The 17,906-nt window shown below is 38.4% G+C and carries 19 protein-coding genes and 1 tRNA gene; 7 read left to right on the top strand and 13 right to left on the bottom strand.

The features are described 5' to 3' along the window. The first annotated feature begins 73 nt into the window (after positions 1-73). From GQR55_RS08350 to GQR55_RS08320, 7 genes are all read left to right on the top strand, one after another. Positions 74-1,522: a dihydrolipoyl dehydrogenase gene (locus GQR55_RS08350; RefSeq protein ID WP_166420219.1), complete on the top strand. Its 1,449-nt coding sequence runs from the start codon at positions 74-76 to the stop codon at positions 1,520-1,522. 144 nt (positions 1,523-1,666) lie between these two features. After that, complete coding sequence (locus tag GQR55_RS08345; protein ID WP_166420218.1) at positions 1,667-2,599, top strand: exopolyphosphatase; 933 nt, start codon at positions 1,667-1,669, stop codon at positions 2,597-2,599. Between the two features lie 116 nt (positions 2,600-2,715). Next, on the top strand, positions 2,716-3,309 hold the full coding sequence (locus GQR55_RS08340) for a DUF4303 domain-containing protein (protein WP_166420217.1): 594 nt from the start codon (positions 2,716-2,718) through the stop codon (positions 3,307-3,309). A gap of 37 nt (positions 3,310-3,346) precedes the next feature. Beyond that, positions 3,347-3,700, top strand: coding sequence for a replication endonuclease (locus GQR55_RS08335; RefSeq protein ID WP_166420216.1), 354 nt, complete (start codon positions 3,347-3,349; stop codon positions 3,698-3,700). A gap of 14 nt (positions 3,701-3,714) precedes the next feature. Continuing rightward, the gene (locus GQR55_RS08330) at positions 3,715-3,915 is read left to right on the top strand and encodes a hypothetical protein (RefSeq protein WP_166420215.1); all 201 of its coding nucleotides are present in this window, start codon (positions 3,715-3,717) and stop codon (positions 3,913-3,915) included. A gap of 459 nt (positions 3,916-4,374) precedes the next feature. After that, entirely contained in the window at positions 4,375-4,809 is a 435-nt protein-coding gene (locus GQR55_RS08325; protein ID WP_166420214.1) for a type II toxin-antitoxin system antitoxin SocA domain-containing protein, read from the top strand. A 236-nt stretch (positions 4,810-5,045) separates the two neighbouring features. Beyond that, complete coding sequence (locus GQR55_RS08320; RefSeq protein WP_166420213.1) at positions 5,046-5,408, top strand: hypothetical protein; 363 nt, start codon at positions 5,046-5,048, stop codon at positions 5,406-5,408. A gap of 86 nt (positions 5,409-5,494) precedes the next feature. Here GQR55_RS08320 and GQR55_RS08315 read toward each other — a convergent pair. The 13 genes from GQR55_RS08315 to rppH form a co-directional block, all read right to left on the bottom strand. Next, positions 5,495-5,569, bottom strand: a tRNA-Arg gene (locus GQR55_RS08315). Positions 5,570-5,641: 72 nt separating this feature from the next. Further along, complete coding sequence (locus GQR55_RS08310; RefSeq protein WP_166420212.1) at positions 5,642-6,316, bottom strand: FlgO family outer membrane protein; 675 nt, start codon at positions 6,314-6,316, stop codon at positions 5,642-5,644. 8 nt (positions 6,317-6,324) lie between these two features. Further along, positions 6,325-7,026 carry a FlgO family outer membrane protein gene (locus GQR55_RS08305; RefSeq protein ID WP_166420211.1) on the bottom strand — a complete coding sequence of 234 codons (702 nt, stop codon included), beginning with the start codon at positions 7,024-7,026 and terminating at the stop codon, positions 6,325-6,327. Positions 7,027-7,039: 13 nt separating this feature from the next. Next, entirely contained in the window at positions 7,040-7,633 is a 594-nt protein-coding gene (locus GQR55_RS08300) for a FlgO family outer membrane protein (RefSeq protein ID WP_166420210.1), read from the bottom strand. A 55-nt stretch (positions 7,634-7,688) separates the two neighbouring features. Next, positions 7,689-8,273, bottom strand: a complete 585-nt coding sequence (locus tag GQR55_RS08295) for an SPOR domain-containing protein (RefSeq protein WP_166420209.1) — start codon at positions 8,271-8,273, stop codon at positions 7,689-7,691. A gap of 78 nt (positions 8,274-8,351) precedes the next feature. Then, positions 8,352-9,035, bottom strand: coding sequence for an SPOR domain-containing protein (locus tag GQR55_RS08290; protein WP_166420208.1), 684 nt, complete (start codon positions 9,033-9,035; stop codon positions 8,352-8,354). Between the two features lie 463 nt (positions 9,036-9,498). After that, on the bottom strand, positions 9,499-10,770 hold the full coding sequence (locus tag GQR55_RS08285; RefSeq protein WP_166420207.1) for an IS4 family transposase: 1,272 nt from the start codon (positions 10,768-10,770) through the stop codon (positions 9,499-9,501). Positions 10,771-11,100: 330 nt separating this feature from the next. Further along, positions 11,101-11,979: a UTP--glucose-1-phosphate uridylyltransferase GalU gene (galU, locus tag GQR55_RS08280; protein WP_166420206.1), complete on the bottom strand. Its 879-nt coding sequence runs from the start codon at positions 11,977-11,979 to the stop codon at positions 11,101-11,103. A gap of 23 nt (positions 11,980-12,002) precedes the next feature. Continuing rightward, positions 12,003-12,854: a thymidylate synthase gene (locus tag GQR55_RS08275; protein WP_166420205.1), complete on the bottom strand. Its 852-nt coding sequence runs from the start codon at positions 12,852-12,854 to the stop codon at positions 12,003-12,005. Between the two features lie 10 nt (positions 12,855-12,864). Next, complete coding sequence (gene lgt, locus GQR55_RS08270; RefSeq protein WP_007583122.1) at positions 12,865-13,668, bottom strand: prolipoprotein diacylglyceryl transferase; 804 nt, start codon at positions 13,666-13,668, stop codon at positions 12,865-12,867. Positions 13,669-13,681: 13 nt separating this feature from the next. Further along, entirely contained in the window at positions 13,682-14,491 is an 810-nt protein-coding gene (locus GQR55_RS08265) for a sulfite exporter TauE/SafE family protein (protein ID WP_166420204.1), read from the bottom strand. A gap of 89 nt (positions 14,492-14,580) precedes the next feature. Beyond that, positions 14,581-16,845: a phosphoenolpyruvate--protein phosphotransferase gene (gene ptsP, locus GQR55_RS08260; protein WP_166420203.1), complete on the bottom strand. Its 2,265-nt coding sequence runs from the start codon at positions 16,843-16,845 to the stop codon at positions 14,581-14,583. A gap of 29 nt (positions 16,846-16,874) precedes the next feature. After that, complete coding sequence (gene rppH, locus GQR55_RS08255; RefSeq protein WP_002958704.1) at positions 16,875-17,393, bottom strand: RNA pyrophosphohydrolase; 519 nt, start codon at positions 17,391-17,393, stop codon at positions 16,875-16,877. Positions 17,394-17,906: the final 513 nt, after the last annotated feature.

The following is a 17,906-nucleotide window of genomic DNA, read 5'->3' as shown; positions in this document are numbered from 1 at the left end:
AAATTAGATACCTAAAGTTAGTGGGTAAAAAATAGGGGCTTTTATGCCCCTATTTATTAGAGGAAAAAATACTATGAAAGAATTGCAAACCGATGTTGTTGTTATAGGCGCAGGTACTGCTGGTTTAAGTGCTTACCGTAACGCTAAACAGTTTACACAAAACGTATTAATGATCGAATCAGGCCCATACGGCACCACATGTGCACGTGTTGGTTGTATGCCAAGTAAGTTATTGATTGCAGCCGCCGAAGCCGCACACGCAATTGAAATGGCACCTGCATTTGGTGTTCATAGCTCAAAGCCAGTCATTGATGGCAAAGCAGTTATGGCACGCGTTAAAAGTGAACGAGATCGTTTTGCAGGATTCGTAGTAGAAGCCGTAGATGAATTACCTGATGGTGATAAAATTCGTGGCTACGCACAATTTTTAGATACAAACCGCGTACAAATAGACGACCATACAATTATTACAGCAAAACGCTTTGTAATTGCTACCGGTTCACGCCCTTCATACCCTGGCGTATTTAATAACTTTGGCGACAAACTTATTATCAACGACGACGTATTTGATTGGGATGACCTACCAGAATCAGTCGCTGTATTTGGCCCTGGTGTTATAGGTCTTGAAATTGGCCAAGCACTTAGCCGACTAGGCGTAAATGTAAAACTATTTGGTGTAGGCGGCGCAATTGGCCCACTTACAGACCCAGTAGTAAAAGACTATGCAAACACTGTTTTTACTGAAGAATTTTTTGTAGATACCGACTCAAACGTATCTGACATGATGCAAGTTGGCGACAAAGCACAGCTAACTTACACCGACAAACAAGGTGAAAAACACACCGAACAGTTTGACTACGTACTTGCAGCCACAGGCCGAGTACCTAACGTAGATAAACTAGGCCTTGAAAACACCGGCATTGAGCTTGATGAACGCGGCGTACCGCACGCAGACACGCACACAATGCAATGTGGTGAATCGAATATATTCATAGCAGGTGATGCAAGTAACATGCTCCCACTGCTACACGAAGCATCAGACCAAGGTGCTATTGCAGGTCAAAATGCTGGGCGCTTCCCAGATGTACGTATAGGTCTGCGTAGAGCAAAAATTGCAGCCGTATTTAGCGACCCACAAATAGCAATGGTAGGCGAAAGCTACAAGCAAATTACTGACCGATTAGGCCCATGTGGTTGTTTTGAAGTAGGCGAAGTCAGCTTTGAAAATCAAGGCCGCAGCCGAGTAATGCTAAAAAATAAAGGTCATATGCGTGTATATGCAGAGCAAGGTACAGGCTTATTTTTAGGTGCAGAATTTATTGGCCCACAAGCCGAACATATTGCTCACTTACTCGCATGGGCTGTACAAAACAAAATGACCGTACCAGAAATGCTTGATATGCCATTTTACCACCCAGTAATTGAAGAAGGGTTACGCACCGCCCTTCGCGACTTAAACGCCAAACTTAAATTTGGCCCAGACATTGTAAATTCATGTATGGAATGTGGCCCAGGCGCATAACCTATTTACCACACATACAAACTTGCTAAGCAAAAGCCAAAACATCTGTTTTGGCTTTTTTATGTGTTTTTTTTAAGCTAACCTCTCAAAAAGTACATTTGCTGTTACAATAAATTGATAATAAATTAAAAAGATGGAATAACTATGCCCAATAATAAATTTAGACTAGTCACTCGCAGCGATTTTGATGGCTTAGTGTGTGCCGTATTGCTCAAAGACTTAGACCTAATAGACGATATTTTGTTTGTTCACCCAAAAGACATGCAAGACGGCAAAATAGACATTACCGAAAACGACATTACCACTAACCTCCCCTACGTTGCGGGCTGTCATATAGCATTCGATCATCACCTTAGCGAAACCGTTCGTAACTCAAGCGATATAAAAAATCATATTATTGACCCAGAAGCCCCATCAGCAGCTCGCGTAGTTTATGATTATTATGGCGGCGCTGAAAAACTTCCAAATATTTCTGTTGAAATGATGGACGCAGTAGATAAAGGCGATGCTGCTCAGTTTTCAAAAGACGAAATATTAAACCCAACCGATTGGGTATTAATGAACTTTATTATGGATGCGCGTACAGGGTTAGGCCGTTTCCGCGAATTTAAAATTTCAAACTACCAATTAATGATGAAACTGATTGATGCGTGTAAAGATCAGAGCATCAAAGAAATCCTAAAAATGGAAGACGTAGTTGAACGTGTTGCTTTATATAACGAGCATAACGAAAAAGCCAAAGAGCAAATTTCTCAATGCGCTACCGTCCATAAAAACTTAGTGGTCCTTGATTTAACCCAAGAAGAAACAATTTACGCCACAAACCGATTTGTTATTTATGCAATGTACCCCGACTGCAATATCTCGATTCATAAAATGTGGGGCCTTAAAAAGCAAAACGTAGTGTATGCCGTTGGCAAATCAATCACTAACCGCAGCTCAAACACCAATGTTGGCGAGCTGTGCCTTAAATATAATGGTGGCGGACATTTAAATGCCGGTACTTGCCAAGTAGAAACTAGTAAATCTGAAGCCGTGCTTAGTGAGTTAATCGATACAATTACAAGTGATGGCTAATATTAACTTACAATAATCAGAGTAGTCGCTCTGGTTATTTTATTTTTGCAGGGTGAGTGTTAATCACTCACTTTTTTCATATCAATTTCAGTAATCAGAAAAGAAATAACCCGTTTATGTTAGATACTAAAAACTTCGAAAAAACACTTTATCAAGATACCAAAAAAACATTTAAAGACATCATTCAAAAATATGGTAACGATCTTTATGTAATGGGTTTTTACCACACAGGCAGCTACTCATTACTGCCAATGTTTAATACTTTATCAGATTTAAAAGAAGTATTTGAAACAGAGTACAACAACGATGTAAGTAGCTTTTATATGGCTAAATGGAACCCTGATGACTACCCAACGCTTGAGAGTTATTCAGAATACTTTGATGAAACAACGCTAGAATGCCAAAAACTAGAAAACAGCATTGATTTGTTTCAATCCGATATAGAGGCGATGGATAATTGGCACCAATGGCTTACAGCAATGGAAAAAGTACTTATGCAATTAGATGCAGAAGGATTATTTTCAAATGGTATTGAACGCGAAAAAATCACTTTAGCTATACTCGCCTATGATGAAGAAGAAAGCATTCAATTTAAAAGAATCAAACGACTTAACCCACCAGCCGTTCTAACGCAAATTCAAGCTGACTTTGAAACCATGATTGCAGAGCGTGAAAAATGCGAGCAAGAAGCTTTAAACGCCTTTAATTAAAAACGAAACACTACTACATATACGCTATACATGAAGTATGGGGAAGGTAAGTAAAACACCACATTGGCATATGCTGTTTTTTATTGAGAGCGAAAAGCTAGACGCATTAAAATCTATTATTCGCCATTACGCGTTAGAAGTTGATGGTGACGAAAAAGGTGCAGCGGAAAACCGTTATGACTTTAAACAAATAGACCCAAACAAAGGCTCTGCAACTGGCTATATTTTAAAATACATAGCGAAAAATATAGATGGTGAAGGTGTAGGTGAAGATAAATTTGGTAACGATTCGCTACTTGTAGCACAACGTATTGATGCGTGGGCATCGTTTGGTGTATTCGCCAATTTCAACAAATTGGCGGTGCGAGCGTTTCTGTATGGCGCGAATTAAGACGTTTGCGCTCTATGTTTAATGATAAAAAAGATAGCCTATTAGAACAAGCTCGCTTTGCTGCTGATAATAGCGATTGGAAAGGCTACATACTCGCTATGGGCGGTTTACACACAAAACTAAAAGATAGACCTATCAGGTTATACACCAATTTAAACATCGTTGAGGATACTGGCGAGTACTTACAAAGCTATTACGAGGTGAACTCATACTAAAAGTAAAAGGCTTGTGGTTCGCTGGGAAAGCCGCTTGTAAAAAGGTAATAGCACAAGGCACTATTCATGGAAGGTAGAAAAGGCATAATCTAAAGCTATAACGTATCAGCTAAAGCTCAGTATTATCTAAAAAGAGCTAAAGCTATCACTGTTAAATAAAATTGCAGTTAAATACAACATTTCAAATAGCTAAAGCTCTTAACTAAACTAAGCTTTAGCTCATATCAAACACCAGTAATAAGCCAAAAATTACCTTTAACTTACCATTTGCCAGAATGGCAAAAAGGCTCTTACTTGGAGTTCTGTAAATAACTGTACTAAGGGATAAAATTCAACTTAAAACGCTCCAACCTGATTACTCGTTTACAAATCATTATATGCGCCCATTCCCTCATAAACACAATCATATACAAATTAGCCTCTATCAACTAAAATGTCTGAAAAATGGAGAAGTAAAAAATGGCAAATGAATTTGATGTAGTAAAATACATATTAAAAGAGTTAGGTGAAATTTCTGCAATGAAATTGCAAAAACTAGTTTACTATAGTCAGGCGTGGTCGCTGGTTTGGGATGAGGAAGAGCTCTTTTCAGAAGACTTTGAAGCATGGGCTAATGGTCCAGTACTTCGAACAATTTACGAACAGCATAGAGGTATGTTTAAAGTTAAAAGTGATACTTTTTCTAAAGGTGATCCCAAAAACTTAACTGAAGATCAAATTGACACTATTGACTCTGTCCTTAAGTTTTATGGTGATAAAAGTGCTCAATGGTTAAGTAATTTGACACATAAAGAATCTCCTTGGAAGGATGCTCGTGCTGGACTAAATGCAATGGACTCATCAAATGAGGCTATATCTAAAGGCTCTATGGAAGAATATTACTCTGCGCTTTAACTATTATGATAAAGAAACTAGAGAGGGAAGCTCGGAAAGACGCTCGGAAAAAAAAACGTCAAGAAAAGTCAGTAAAATTCAGAGCTGACTTTATCGAAAGTAACCCAGAACAAATCCCTAAAATACAATTTCTGCCCGATTTGGATAAGTACCCTAAACTAGATGCAAATATCTCAGAATTAGAAACTCCGAAACAACCAATTATAAACCAATCTGGCTCTAGATTTGGTCTAAAAATGACATGGTGCGCGAGAGCCGCTGATAAATATGAGCAGTGGTCATGGGGTGAAGATAGAGGGTGGGCCAGTGATGAATGGAATAACGAAATAGCTAAATACTTAGACTCTCTTGAAGGCCATGATTGGAAAGAAATCCAAGCTATGACATCAGATACAATGCACTTAATGCATCACGACCATGATATCAGTGATTTATGTGATGAAGCCGTAGAGCGTTGGATAGAGCGAGACTTAGAACAATTTGATACATTGTTTAGGTTTCGACTTGGTAATAAGAAAAGAGCTTGGGGGATAGAGCTCCAAGGCCACTTCTATATGATTTGGTATGAGCGTAATCATCAAATTTACTCCGTAGATTAAATAGAATAACAGACATCAACAAGCTACATATGTGCTACACAGAAAAAAACTAAAAACAAAATAAAACTGTAAATCATTGATTTAATTGGTAGCCCCTGCAAGAATCGAACTTGCAACTGCCCCTTAGGAGGGGGCCGTTATATCCATTTAACTAAGAGGCCACAAATAAGCTGTGTGCTTAGAAGGGTGAATTATAACGGCATCTAGTTTTTCATATCAAGCAACATCTGAACTTAATTGCTTGATAAGTATATATCTTCTTTATTTAGTACATATAGTGGGATTAGTTTTCGGCTACTCGCGACAATTTTTTTTGTATGCACGTTAATTACACGTGTATTTACAACAACAGCATCACTGCGATAAATTAATGTACCCGCTAATACATGGCTCGCCATTTGCTCTTCGCTAAGCTTTTCAATATCACGCGAAAAAGCAAAATCCCCCCGGCTATTTACATCTATTGTTTGGGTTGTTTTAAAATCAACCACGCCATAACCAAACTTTTGTAACTGATGAATTAACGTTTCAGAAATTTGATTACCCAATTGATTACTTTTAGTAAGCGATGAATCAAGATCGACCAAGGTAGTAACGGCAATATTAATATTGGTGTCGGTATCACTTTCAAACTCAAGCGTATCAACCAAATCAAGTGCCATTTGCTCTACATAGTTAGCAAGTGTTTTATGGTGCTTAAGTGGTGTGAACTGCTGAGATGGATCGTATTCAACTTGCGATTGTATTGCTTGATTGTTATAAGCAACATTAAGCTGATCATTACCACCGTTTACTGTGTAATCTGTTCGTGTTGTGTTTTCGTTATGCTCATTATTTTGCGTCATTGAGCAGCCTGTTAACCCAATTAAAGTAATAAATCCAACGATAGTAATTAGTATATACGACATAGTTAGCCTCACTTGCTTGCTTGCTTAAGCATTATTCCATCAGTGCGGTAGTTACTATTAAGTGCATCAACAACTGACTGTGGAATAAAACCTTGCGCAGTGCCTACTACGGCTTTGCTTTGCAGTCCAATAATACGTGCGTTTACAAGAACTCCTCCTTGACTACTTACTAATGTGCCAGCGAGTACGTATTTAAAGTTTTGATCTTGGTTAAGCTCTAAATAATCTCGACTAAATACAAAGTCTCCTTCAGGTGTAACACGCATGTAGTCGGTTGTTTTAAAGTCAATAACGGGTATGCCAAAATTATGTAGCTCGTGCATGAAACTTTCAGATATTTGATTCCCCAGTAAACTACTGTCATTAAAATCATCATCTAAAAATACAAAGCTTGAAACGGCTAATGGTGTTTTTCCATTAACATATTGCAGGTTTTCAACCATGTCTTGCATTATTCCGCGTACATAATGATTTATGTTCTTTCGCATTGGTAGAGCCGGCTTGGTATGACTATTTTTTTGAGCAAAGTCCGATTGAAATAAACGATCATTGGATACCGGATCTGCAACATCACGCTGATTATTAACGAGTTGCGCTGTTTGGTTATTATTTTGAACCTGGGTCTCATCCGTACCTGTATTCATACCATTTAGTATATGCGAACAGCCAAAGCCCAAAGGTAAACAGAGGGTAATTAATAGGTTTCTCATTTTGTGCTCCTGGTTAGTATTCGCTGCGGTATAAGTAGCCGTCGCGTTGCTGTATTTTTTCATTACCCCACATTACATTAATTGGGATCTCTGTACTGCCGGCAGACAAAACTTGTTTATTATTAATATTTATCAAACGCGCATTTACAATATAAGCGTGTTGCTGACGGGTTACTGTGCCGGTAATAATTAAGTCAATATTCTGACGAGCGCGTAATTTATTTAAATCACGACTAAGTATACTGTCGGCATGTTCTGATAAGTTTAAGCTGTTTCCCAATCTATATTCAACGGTGTTATATCCCAGTTGGGTCATTTGAGTTAAAAGACTTTCTTGGATCTGTTGGCTTAAACCAGAACCTTGCTCTGTCATTAGTTTTGAGTCGATCTTATCGGCAAGAAAAAAGCTACTTACACCAATGCGTGCATTTCTACTTAGCGGCCCTTGAAGATTATTAAGTTGGGCTGTTAAGTTATTAACGTAATCACTTACTGTGTAGGCTGCCATAGCTGCTTTGGGAGCATTAGTACTGACACTCGGCTCGGGTTGAGGCGTTAAACTACAAGCTGCTAGGTTTACAAATAATAAGGGCAATAACAGGCGCATAGTTGCCATCCTCTTTTAAATATATAAGAGTTAAAGCAATTATTATGCCTAAAGATTACTGTTTGTAAGGTTGTTGAACGTAATAGCTAACAAAACATGCTACTTTTTGCTTTATAAGGGCTAAACAATCACTTTTAGCATCCGCTGAATTGCTATAAGCACCTAACTTCAATCGATAAAAAGTTGTGTTATTAACTCTTACGGTTTCTACATTTACCTCAGTGGGTGAGATAATATTTTGTGGTATTTTTTCTTGGAATTCGCTGAGCTTCTTTTGTAATGCATTTTTATTTTTAAAAGCGGCAATTTGCAAAGCAAACAATACCGAGTGGTTTTTTAATACACTCTCGTTATTAACTACATCATTTACAGGAGTATTTAGAACATCAAACTCATTTAGCTGTTTTAGATTAGTAGCAAGCTGCGTTAATTTATTTTCTAACTTTAGTAGCTGCTCTACTTTAGGTTGAGAGCTTTCCCACTGTGCGACCGAAACTTTAAGCAGCTCCAAATCAGACTTCTCAATAAGAATCGATTGCGGGTTGGTTTGAGTCGTTTTAACTTGCTGGGGTGAGTTACATGCAGCTAAAGCAAGTACCGTTAATAGCACTATGCTTTTAAATATCGGTTTTAAAAGCATTTACTTTTCCAAAAGCGAGTTAAATTATGAAGAATATATTTTATGGATAAATATATTTTAAGCAAGTTTCTATTTTAACTACAGCTTTATAGGCTTATCGGTATAGTTACTTACTATGCAATCGAGTTTATAAAGCTTGAATACGGCGCAGTCTGCTTTTGCATTTTTAAAGTTTTGGTAAGAACCAAGCTTTAGCCTGTAAAACATTTTGTCGTTTATTTTAGCGGTTTCTACATTCGTCAATATTTTGTCTCTAAACAACGGCGCTGCTTTAGTATTTAGTTCTTGCCATGCTTTAGCCACACCTTGCTCTGAGTCAACCGAAGCTACCTGCAAAGCAAATACATGTTTAGGTGTATTTAATTTTACAGCTTGTTTTTTATTACTGTCGTTTTGTTTAACTTGTTGGCGTGGTTTAACATTACGAGTGTTTCGTGGTGAACGTACTGACTTGCTGCTATACCCTTGATTAGACTGCGCAATAGCTTTGCTGTTTATAATATCAATATGATTTACGAGGTAAGTTATTTCTTTTTCTAACCTTAAGATTCGCTCTATGCCTTCACGGGCTTGTTGCCACTGCATTGCGGCATCTTTTAGCTGAGCAAGCTCCAAGGCTGTAATTGAGACGTAATCAGGCGAGTTACTTTGAGGTTGTTCATCAATAGTTTTTATTTCAGGCGAGACGCTGCATGCTGTACCAAAAACAAGCATTAGTAAACTGAGTAAAAGCCCTATGTTATTTTTTTTATATTTAAACATGTATTAGTTATCCTGAAAGCAGTGTTTTTTCACTACATTTCAGTTAAACATTCTCACAAGAAAGCGTTTAACTTTATTTAAGCTGTGAGCTATAAAACTTAGCTCTTCGCATGCATGTCAGTGTTTTGTAAAACACATCGTTGCATACTCCACCCCTTCCTTGAGAGCATTCTTTAATACAAATTCAATGCCAGTTAACACAAACTTTACAACATAAATAACAATATGTCTGTAATGACTTAAAAACTTTTATTTTTCGAGTGGCCCCGTCCTTACTTTAATCTAGGGCCTGTTGACCTTTCAGGATTAAAATTTGTTCAATCTCGGGGCCATTTAATCGCGGCGCGAGGTTTGTAACCTAGTGGGCTAAGTAAAAACCGAGTAAAGCTTCCGCGTCCTGCTCACGCCCCTTATCTACATCCATGTCATAGGTAGGTACTTAAGAAAAATATTAAATACAGCCTTAAAAATTTGGCTCTACCCCATATTGAAATACTCCTGTTTTTCGATCGCGTTTGGGGTGCGCCCTAGCTGCATTTTTCCTCAGAAAGTCAAATGCTCCATTAACTGCATTTAACAACCCTTTCCTATGCTTCCTAATAATCGCTGTTAATATGCCAATCCACCAAACACCCGTTGTTTTTGCTACTGTCATTGTAGACATTTCAGTTTTAAATATCTTTTCAATACAGCCAGTTAAAAACCTTTTAAGCGTGGTTACTATTAAACTTACATAAATTAGCGCCTCTTGTAAGGTTGCGTTTGATGTTTGAAAGCCGCGTAAATTATTATAAGACTTACACTCCTTAAAAAGTAATTCAACCTGCCAGCGTAACCTATATAATTTGCCTATTTCCGTCGCTGTAAATTCATCAATAGATAAATTAGTGACTAAAAATGTATATTGTTTTTCTTTTTTTGACCAATACCCAACGACTCTTGTAAGCTTGTTTTTTATGCTAACATTCATATCAATAAGATCATTTTTAGGTAATTCGGGGAGTAATTCACATAACTTTGGGGAATGACTTCCTGTTAATTCCTGTCCATTTTGCTTAAAAGCATTATGTACTCTGACTGCTTTTAATCCCTTCGCTCTTAATACGTAAAATCCTCCTGCTTTATCTAATTCATGAATATAACTACCTGAATAATACCCTCTATCAGCAAGTAACAACTGTCCTTTCAACTCTTTAAATGTTGGAAGTTCTTCACGTTCAGAGTAACTGTCTGGTGTTATACCTGCTTTTTCAAAGCAACCTTGCGTTAAATTTAAAGTAGCATGCAATTCAATCGCTGCTGGACACGTATTTGAAAATCGCCCAGGAAAAACATCTTTTAAAGAACGATGAAGCATAATAGAGCTACCGTCCTGAATTAAAATATTCTCAAACTTGAACAAATCTTTTTTCGTGTACTTAAGCGCATCATTTATCCAACAATTAAAAACTCTATTTGTTACCTCTCGCATTAGTTCAGCTAGTTCAGGTTTAACTAACTGGTTATGAAAAGGCTTATACTTAATAGACTGCCCTGTTAGCTGATTATAAACTCTTAATATTTCGGATAAATAGGCCGTTTTTTTATCCCCAAGCGCAGCAACAAGACTAACAACCATATGAAATGCGGTAATATTTCTTTCTCTTTTAGTAAATGCTACTTGTTTACCAAGTCGGTTCAGTTTTTTTTCACTTAGGATACTTTTTAACTTATTAATAAAAATGTTAGCATTCATTTGAAGCTCTTTTCTTGATTCTGTGGTTTGTGTGGTAACAACCATTTGATCATGAATTGAGCTTCAACTCAATTTCTTAAGATCTTACCTATGACATCCATGTAGGCAACAAAGAGTAAATTGCCCCGAGGCAGAACCCTTCGGGCAGCGCATGTTTGGCATTTATGCTACGTTATCGCCTATTTATGGGGAATAACCACACTACATAGGCTCTGCCTTGCCTAAATACCAAACAGCCTGCTGAAAATTTAACCTCGAAAGATAAACAGGCCCTGATAAAACTCATAAAAAAAGACGCCTATAGGCGCCTTTCATGTTTTGCGTTAACTGTTAAATCAGTTTTTTGATAAATGATTTTAATTCATCGGCAAATTCATCACGGCGTAGTGCAAATTCAATCGTTGCTTTTAAGTAGCCAATTTTACTTCCACAATCGTGGCTTCGGCCTTTTATAGCGTATGCGTCTACTTTTTCGTGTTCCATTAACATCGCAATTGCGTCAGTTAATTGAATTTCGTCGCCTGCACCTTGCGGAGTTTTTGCAAGTAACGGCCAGATATTTTCGCTTAATACGTATCGACCCACTACCGCTAAGTTTGATGGTGCTTCATCTATTGGCGGCTTTTCTACCATATTAATAATTGGCGAGCTTTCACCTTGCTTTAAGTCAACATCACCTAAATCAACCACACCAAACTGGTTCACTTGCGCCATTGGTACTGGTTCTACCATAATTTGGCTGTGCTTGGTTTTCTCAAAATTAGCGATCATTTCTGCTAAGTTATCTTTTTTAAGATCGCTCTCTACATCATCAATAATTACATCTGGTAAAATAACTACAAACGGTTCGTTACCAATAATAGGCGCAGCACAACTAATAGCATGGCCTAAGCCTTTTGCTTCACCTTGGCGTACGTGAATAATGGTTACATCTTTAGGGCAGATTGCTTGCACTTCGGCAAGTAGTTGCCGCTTAACACGCTTTTCTAAAGTAGCTTCTAGTTCAAAACTTGTATCGAAGTGATTTTCGATTGAATTTTTACTTGAGTGCGTTACTAACACTATTTCTTTAATTCCTGCAGCAACAGCTTCGTTTACTACATATTGAATTAAAGGACGGTCTACCACTGGAAGCATTTCTTTAGGAATTGCTTTAGTGGCTGGTAACATACGAGTACCAAGGCCCGCTACTGGGATCACTGCTTTCATTTTATGTTTTCCTTAATCTTTTATTATACTGAAAATGGATATTGAATCGCTTCATGACATTGATAGCCTGTTACTTCAAAGTCGTCTCGTGTTACCCACGTTTCTATGTCTTCTAATGATTTAATTTTTGGATTAATTTTTAACTGAGGTGATGCAAATGGCTCACGCGTTAACTGCACGTCTCGCATTAGCTCAAGTTGGTTTTCGTATATATGTGCATTAGCAATTTTATGATACGCCTTACCCGCTTTGTGGCCGGTAATTTGAGCCACTAACGCAAGCAACACAAAACACTGAATTTGATTGAAATTAAGGCCGAGCGGTACATCACAGCTTCGCTGGTATGACGTTAAATATAGCGTATCACCAAGTAAGGAGAAAGTGTGTGTATGCATGCACGGGCGCAAACAACCAAGCTCAAATTCGCCTGGGTTATAAAACGTGATTATTTCACCACGGTCATCTATGCCATTTTTTAAGTTATTAATAACTTTGGAAAGCTGATCAAGCGTTGAGCCATCTGGTCGTTGCCAACCACGGCCTTGTACGCCATAAACACGCCCCATGTCATCCTCACCTTTACGGTTAGGATTATTAAGCCATGCCTTGTTATCGTTCGCGTTAGCATCCCATGTTTTACAGCCAATTTCACGAAACTGCTCAGCGCTGTCGTAACCGCGTAAATATCCTAGTAGCTCAGCAATCGCTGCTTTGTAGTAACTTTTACGCGTAGTGATCATCGGAAACTTATTATTAGCCACATCGTATTCTAAATCGGCATTAATAACGGTTAAACAACGCGTACCTGTACGTTTGTTTTCGACCCACTGACCTTCGTCAACAATACGCTGACATAATTTTAAATATTGTTTCATGCTTTTCTTATTATGCCTTAGCTGTTTTAACGTGTTGTGGTTGCTTATATGCCCAAATTAATAAACCTAAACCACCCACTATCATAGGAAGTGAAAGTATTTGCCCCATTGAAATAAAGTCGGCAAATAAACCTAGTTGTGCATCGGGTTGGCGGAAATATTCAATACAGAATCTAAACACGCCGTAACCTAATAAAAACACACCGGCTACGCTGCCAGCTGGACGCGGTTTTTTAATAAACCATTGCAGGATTAAAAACAGCACTAAGCCTTCAAAAAATGCTTCGTATAACTGCGATGGGTGACGCGCAAGCGGACCACCCGTTGGAAATACCATTGCCCATGGCACGTCGGTAACTCGACCCCATAATTCGCCATTAATAAAGTTACCAATACGCCCAGCTAATAAGCCAACAGGCACAAGCGGAGCAACAAAATCGCCCACTTGAAGCAGTGACTTTTTACGCGTCCACGAAAAAATTGCGACGGCGGTTATAACGCCCAGCGTTCCACCATGAAACGACATACCACCCTGATCTATTCTAAATAAATACAATGGGTTTTCTATAAAGTAACTAAACTGATAAAACAATACGTAGCCAATACGTCCGCCTAGTATTACCCCTAACATGCCGTAAAACAGTAAATCGCTTACTTGGTCTTTAGTCCAACCCGAATTTGGCTTTGATGCTTGGCGATTAGCAAACCACATCGCAAATGCAAAACCAATTAAGTACATTAAGCCATACCAACGTACGCTTAGCGGTCCAACAGAAAAAATAATTGGATCAATTTGAGGGAATTCAAGTGCCATAAAAAATAAACCTTTAGCTAAAAACCATTTTAATTGCGATAACTACAAGCAGCACCGCGAAAACTTTCTTAATTGTATTAACAGGTAAGTAGTGAGTTGCTTTGGCGCCAATAGGCGCAACAAACCACGAGGTAATAACAATTCCAAATAACGCAGGTAAATAAACAAACCCAGCAAAACCATGCTCTAAATCGGTAACCTGCCAGCCTGCGCTGATGTAACCAATAGAGCCAAATAATGCAATAACAATTCCGCACGCCGCCGCGCAGCCAATTGCTTTTTTTATATCAACCGAAAAATAATTAAGCATCGGTACTATTAAAGCTCCGCCGCCAATCCCTATTAAACCTGATAACCCGCCCATTATTGCAGAAACGCCCCCTAAAATAGGACCTGCCGGTAACGGTTTTTCTGACATCGGTTTATTACGCGCGGAGAGCACCATTCTTGCTGCAATAAATACAACACTTATAGCAAACACTGTACGTAATATTTGTTCAGGGATTAAACTTGCTGCAAAGCCACTAATAAGTGCACCTAAAGCCACACCCGACATAACCCAAGGGGCGATTGCCCAAGGCACATTATCATTTTTATGATGAGCCAGCGCTGAAGACGTTGAAGTAAATAAAATAGAAGCAAGCGAAGTTGCAATAGCGATTACTAATACATGATCCGCTGAGGTTATATTAAATGAAAGTAGCAGAGTGCTGAGTACTGGGACGATAATTAAACCACCGCCAATGCCTAGTAATCCAGCTAAAAACCCAACAATACAGCCTAGTAGTGCGCAGCTTGCGACTAACAAACCTAAGTCATACATAGTAATCTCAAGTACCTTTGAAGGTTTATATATTAAAGGATTATAAAACTAATAGCATCTGTGTATTGCAATTAATTAGGTGTACAAGCTTATTTTGGGGTGTAAAACAAATCACCTAATTTATGCTCTAGCATAAAGCTTCGCGTTAAACGTAGTACTTGTTTAGCTGTCGATTGCGCTAAACATTCACTTAGTAGTTGTTCCATGTCACTGACATTTAAACGCCTAAGTACCCACTTTACTTTATTAAGCGATGATAAGTTCATACTGAGGCGTCTGTAACCCATGGCAATAAGTAAAATAGCCCCTTCAGGATCGCCGCCTAGTTCACCACACAAACTAAATGGCAGTTCATATTGCTCACATTCGTGCGCCACTTTATTTAGTACTCTTAGTACACCAGGGTGATAAGGATTAAAAAGTTCGGCTACACGTGCGTTAGCTCTGTCTACTGCTAATAAATACTGTGTTAAATCGTTACTACCTACTGAGCAAAAATCGACTTTTTTTGACCACTCTGGAAGCATAAATACACTTGAAGGTACTTCTAGCATTATTCCTATATCAGGTCTTTCTATGGTTTGCTCTGGGTATTTTTCACTTAACTCAAAATAAGCCTGCTCAAATAACGCAAGTGACTCATCAACTTCTTCAGTGCCACTGATCATAGGGAGCATTATTTTTAAATTACCCAAACCAATATTTGCTTTAAGCATCGCTTTTAGTTGGTCTAAAAATAACTCTGGATGATCAAGGCTAATGCGTATACCACGCCAACCTAAAAATGGGTTTTCTTCAGTAATATTAAAGTAATCAAGTACCTTATCGCCCCCAATATCCAATGTACGCATAACCACTGGGTTGGGATGATAGCTAGTTAGTACTTCTCGGTACCAGTTTTCTTGCTCTGCTTGCGAAGGAAACTGACCCTTTTGCATAAACCACGCTTCGGTTCGATAAAGCCCCACACCGTCACAAATATGCGCGCTACTTTGCTCAGTATTAAGCTCAAGGCCTGCGTTTAATAATAAGCTAACATGCTCACCGTCAAGCGTAATTGATTCTGAATCTTGCTCTGCTAAAAAGCGGTTATTTAGTAGGTTATCTTGATGCTGTAACTCTGTGTATTCGTCCATCAGCATTTGTGAAGGCGATATATATAAACGCCCAGCAAATGCATCTAAAATCATCGGCTTGCCATTAAACTGCAGTAAGGGTAAATCCTCTATACCCCAAATAGCAGGAATACCCATCGCACGCGTTAATATAGACGCATGGCTATTTGCAGAGCCATTTACACTAACAACGCCAGTTAAGTGACCTTTTGGCACTTCAGCAAGCATGGCGGGTGTTAAAGTGTTAGCAATTAAAATTGTATTGGGTGGATAGTTTTTAACAGCGTGCTCGGTATTTACAAGATGATGCAATACACGAAGGCCAATGTCTTTAACATCAACAGCACGCTCTTTTATATAAGGGTCTTGCATGGCATTAAATTGAGATATTAAACGCTCTATTACAATTTTTAGGGCGCTTTTAGCACACCAGCCTTCTTGTAATTGCATTTCAACATTATGACCTAAGCTTTTAGCATCAAGCAGTTGTTGATACACATCAAATACCGCAAGAGCTTCATGCGGAATAGAATCACTTAACGTCATCGATAGGGTATTAAATTCTTTGCGCGTTGCAGCTACAGCTTGAGTAAATAAACGTCGCTGCTCAGTGACATCACTGTCTTTTAAAAGCTCAATAGATTTAAAATCAAGTTTTGGTAATACAACAAATGCTTGTCCTATGCCTATTCCTGGCGCGCTCGATACACCTTTTAAAACAGACGTTTGATGAGATGACTCATCTTGGCGTAGTATTTCTTTAATCTCGGCGTGAGCTAACTGCGAGGCAAGTTGGGCAGAAAGCGTTATTAAAAACGATTCTTCGTCTTGACTAAATACCCGTGCCATTTTTTGTTGAACAACAATAACGCCCAGTACTTTTTTTTGATGAACGACAGGTACAGATAAAAAAGCGTTATAGCCTTCTTCGTTTACTTCAGGAGAGAGCTTAAAACGAGGATGCGATTTAGCAAATGCAATATTAATAGGTTCTTCGCGTTGCGCTACTAGGCCAACTAAACCTTCGGTAAAACCAATTCTAAACTTACCTACCGCATCGGGGTTTAGCCCTTCGGTTGCCATAAGTACAAAATTATCTTGGCTGTAATCTGCAAAATAAATGGAGCAGCACTGGGTTTTCATGGCATCTTTAACCATTTGCACAAAGCACACTAATGCACTGTCTAAATTCGCTTGTCGCGATACAGACTCCGCAATAGATCTCAGTGTAGCCAGCATGTCCTGCTCCTTTACTTATTCTAAATTAACTACCTTTTGCTTCGCCAATGATCTTTATGTTGTTCTCTCTTATTAAAAGGCATCGCGAAAGGAGCAAACTCTTTCATTACACGTCGATAAACATCCCGTTTAAACGATACAACCTGTCTTACAGGATACCAATAACTTACCCAGCGCCAATCATCAAATTCAGGGTGATGGGTTTTGAGTAAATTTACATCTTCGTCTTTACAGCGTAACTTTAGTAAAAACCATTTTTGTTTTTGCCCAATACACACCGGACTAGAGTCTCGGCGGATTAATCGTTTGGGTAATTTATAGCGTAACCAATGTTTTGAGCTTGCGACTATTTCTACATCTTCTGGTCGCAACCCTACTTCTTCGTGTAATTCACGGTACATGGTTTGTTCTGCAGTTTCGCCATCATCAACACCACCTTGGGGAAATTGCCAAGAGTGTTGACCATAACGTCTGGCCCAAAAAACCTGTCCCTGATTATTGCAAATCACAATTCCGACATTGGCACGAAAACCTTCGGCATCAATCACCTTAGTGCCTCATTTGTAAGTCGATTTTTTATGATTGTTCCACATTAGCCGCAATACGGCAAATACTATTATACCCAAGCCAATTAGTTAGCTAAGTTTGAGCTTTTAGCGCATCAATAAATTAATAGAAAGTGAGTAAATATTTGAAAAATAACTAAGTGAAGCTATTGCGGTTCTTGTTTTCCTCTAGTTACTCACAGTTTGTGCATAACTTTTGTAAAACGCGCTCATTTTGCAAACAAATCCACAATACAAGATCGAAAAACTCGTGTTCTCCACAGATTCTGTGGATAAACATGTTCATATAGTTGTATTTATCCTTACAACTTTTAAACGGCTTAATCAAAACTGAACGTATACCTTTAAAAAACTCAAGTGAGTCAGTAACTTAAAGTAAAGCACTCTAATTAAAACATGTTCAAAATTAACACAAACAACAAGCGAGCAAAAAACACACAACCCTAGAGATATCCACGGCTTAGCCAATTTGCTATCATGGCTATGGTATTTATT

The sequence above is a fragment of the Pseudoalteromonas sp. Z1A8 genome (genome assembly GCF_011378855.1).
Taxonomy (GTDB): Bacteria; Pseudomonadota; Gammaproteobacteria; order Enterobacterales; family Alteromonadaceae; genus Pseudoalteromonas.
The sequence above is the reverse complement of the archived record's forward strand: the minus strand, read 5'-3'. Positions and strand labels throughout refer to the sequence as shown.

Excerpts from the sequence above, each read along its gene's own strand:
- GQR55_RS08295 (WP_166420209.1), bottom strand. The coding sequence starts at position 8,273 with ATGCTTTTAAAACCGATATTTAAAAGCATAGTGCTATTAACGGTACTT.
- GQR55_RS08320 (WP_166420213.1), top strand. The coding sequence starts at position 5,046 with ATGACATGGTGCGCGAGAGCCGCTGATAAATATGAGCAGTGGTCATGG.
- GQR55_RS08275 (WP_166420205.1), bottom strand. The coding sequence starts at position 12,854 with ATGAAACAATATTTAAAATTATGTCAGCGTATTGTTGACGAAGGTCAG.
- GQR55_RS08340 (WP_166420217.1), top strand. The coding sequence starts at position 2,716 with ATGTTAGATACTAAAAACTTCGAAAAAACACTTTATCAAGATACCAAA.
- GQR55_RS08345 (WP_166420218.1), top strand. The coding sequence starts at position 1,667 with ATGCCCAATAATAAATTTAGACTAGTCACTCGCAGCGATTTTGATGGC.
- GQR55_RS08350 (WP_166420219.1), top strand. The coding sequence starts at position 74 with ATGAAAGAATTGCAAACCGATGTTGTTGTTATAGGCGCAGGTACTGCT.
- ptsP (WP_166420203.1), bottom strand. The coding sequence starts at position 16,845 with ATGCTGGCTACACTGAGATCTATTGCGGAGTCTGTATCGCGACAAGCG.
- GQR55_RS08335 (WP_166420216.1), top strand. The coding sequence starts at position 3,347 with ATGGGGAAGGTAAGTAAAACACCACATTGGCATATGCTGTTTTTTATT.
- GQR55_RS08290 (WP_166420208.1), bottom strand. The coding sequence starts at position 9,035 with ATGTTTAAATATAAAAAAAATAACATAGGGCTTTTACTCAGTTTACTA.
- GQR55_RS08265 (WP_166420204.1), bottom strand. The coding sequence starts at position 14,491 with ATGTATGACTTAGGTTTGTTAGTCGCAAGCTGCGCACTACTAGGCTGT.
- lgt (WP_007583122.1), bottom strand. The coding sequence starts at position 13,668 with ATGGCACTTGAATTCCCTCAAATTGATCCAATTATTTTTTCTGTTGGA.
- GQR55_RS08325 (WP_166420214.1), top strand. The coding sequence starts at position 4,375 with ATGGCAAATGAATTTGATGTAGTAAAATACATATTAAAAGAGTTAGGT.
- galU (WP_166420206.1), bottom strand. The coding sequence starts at position 11,979 with ATGAAAGCAGTGATCCCAGTAGCGGGCCTTGGTACTCGTATGTTACCA.
- GQR55_RS08310 (WP_166420212.1), bottom strand. The coding sequence starts at position 6,316 with ATGTCGTATATACTAATTACTATCGTTGGATTTATTACTTTAATTGGG.
- GQR55_RS08305 (WP_166420211.1), bottom strand. The coding sequence starts at position 7,026 with ATGAGAAACCTATTAATTACCCTCTGTTTACCTTTGGGCTTTGGCTGT.
- GQR55_RS08330 (WP_166420215.1), top strand. The coding sequence starts at position 3,715 with ATGTTTAATGATAAAAAAGATAGCCTATTAGAACAAGCTCGCTTTGCT.
- GQR55_RS08300 (WP_166420210.1), bottom strand. The coding sequence starts at position 7,633 with ATGCGCCTGTTATTGCCCTTATTATTTGTAAACCTAGCAGCTTGTAGT.
- GQR55_RS08285 (WP_166420207.1), bottom strand. The coding sequence starts at position 10,770 with ATGAATGCTAACATTTTTATTAATAAGTTAAAAAGTATCCTAAGTGAA.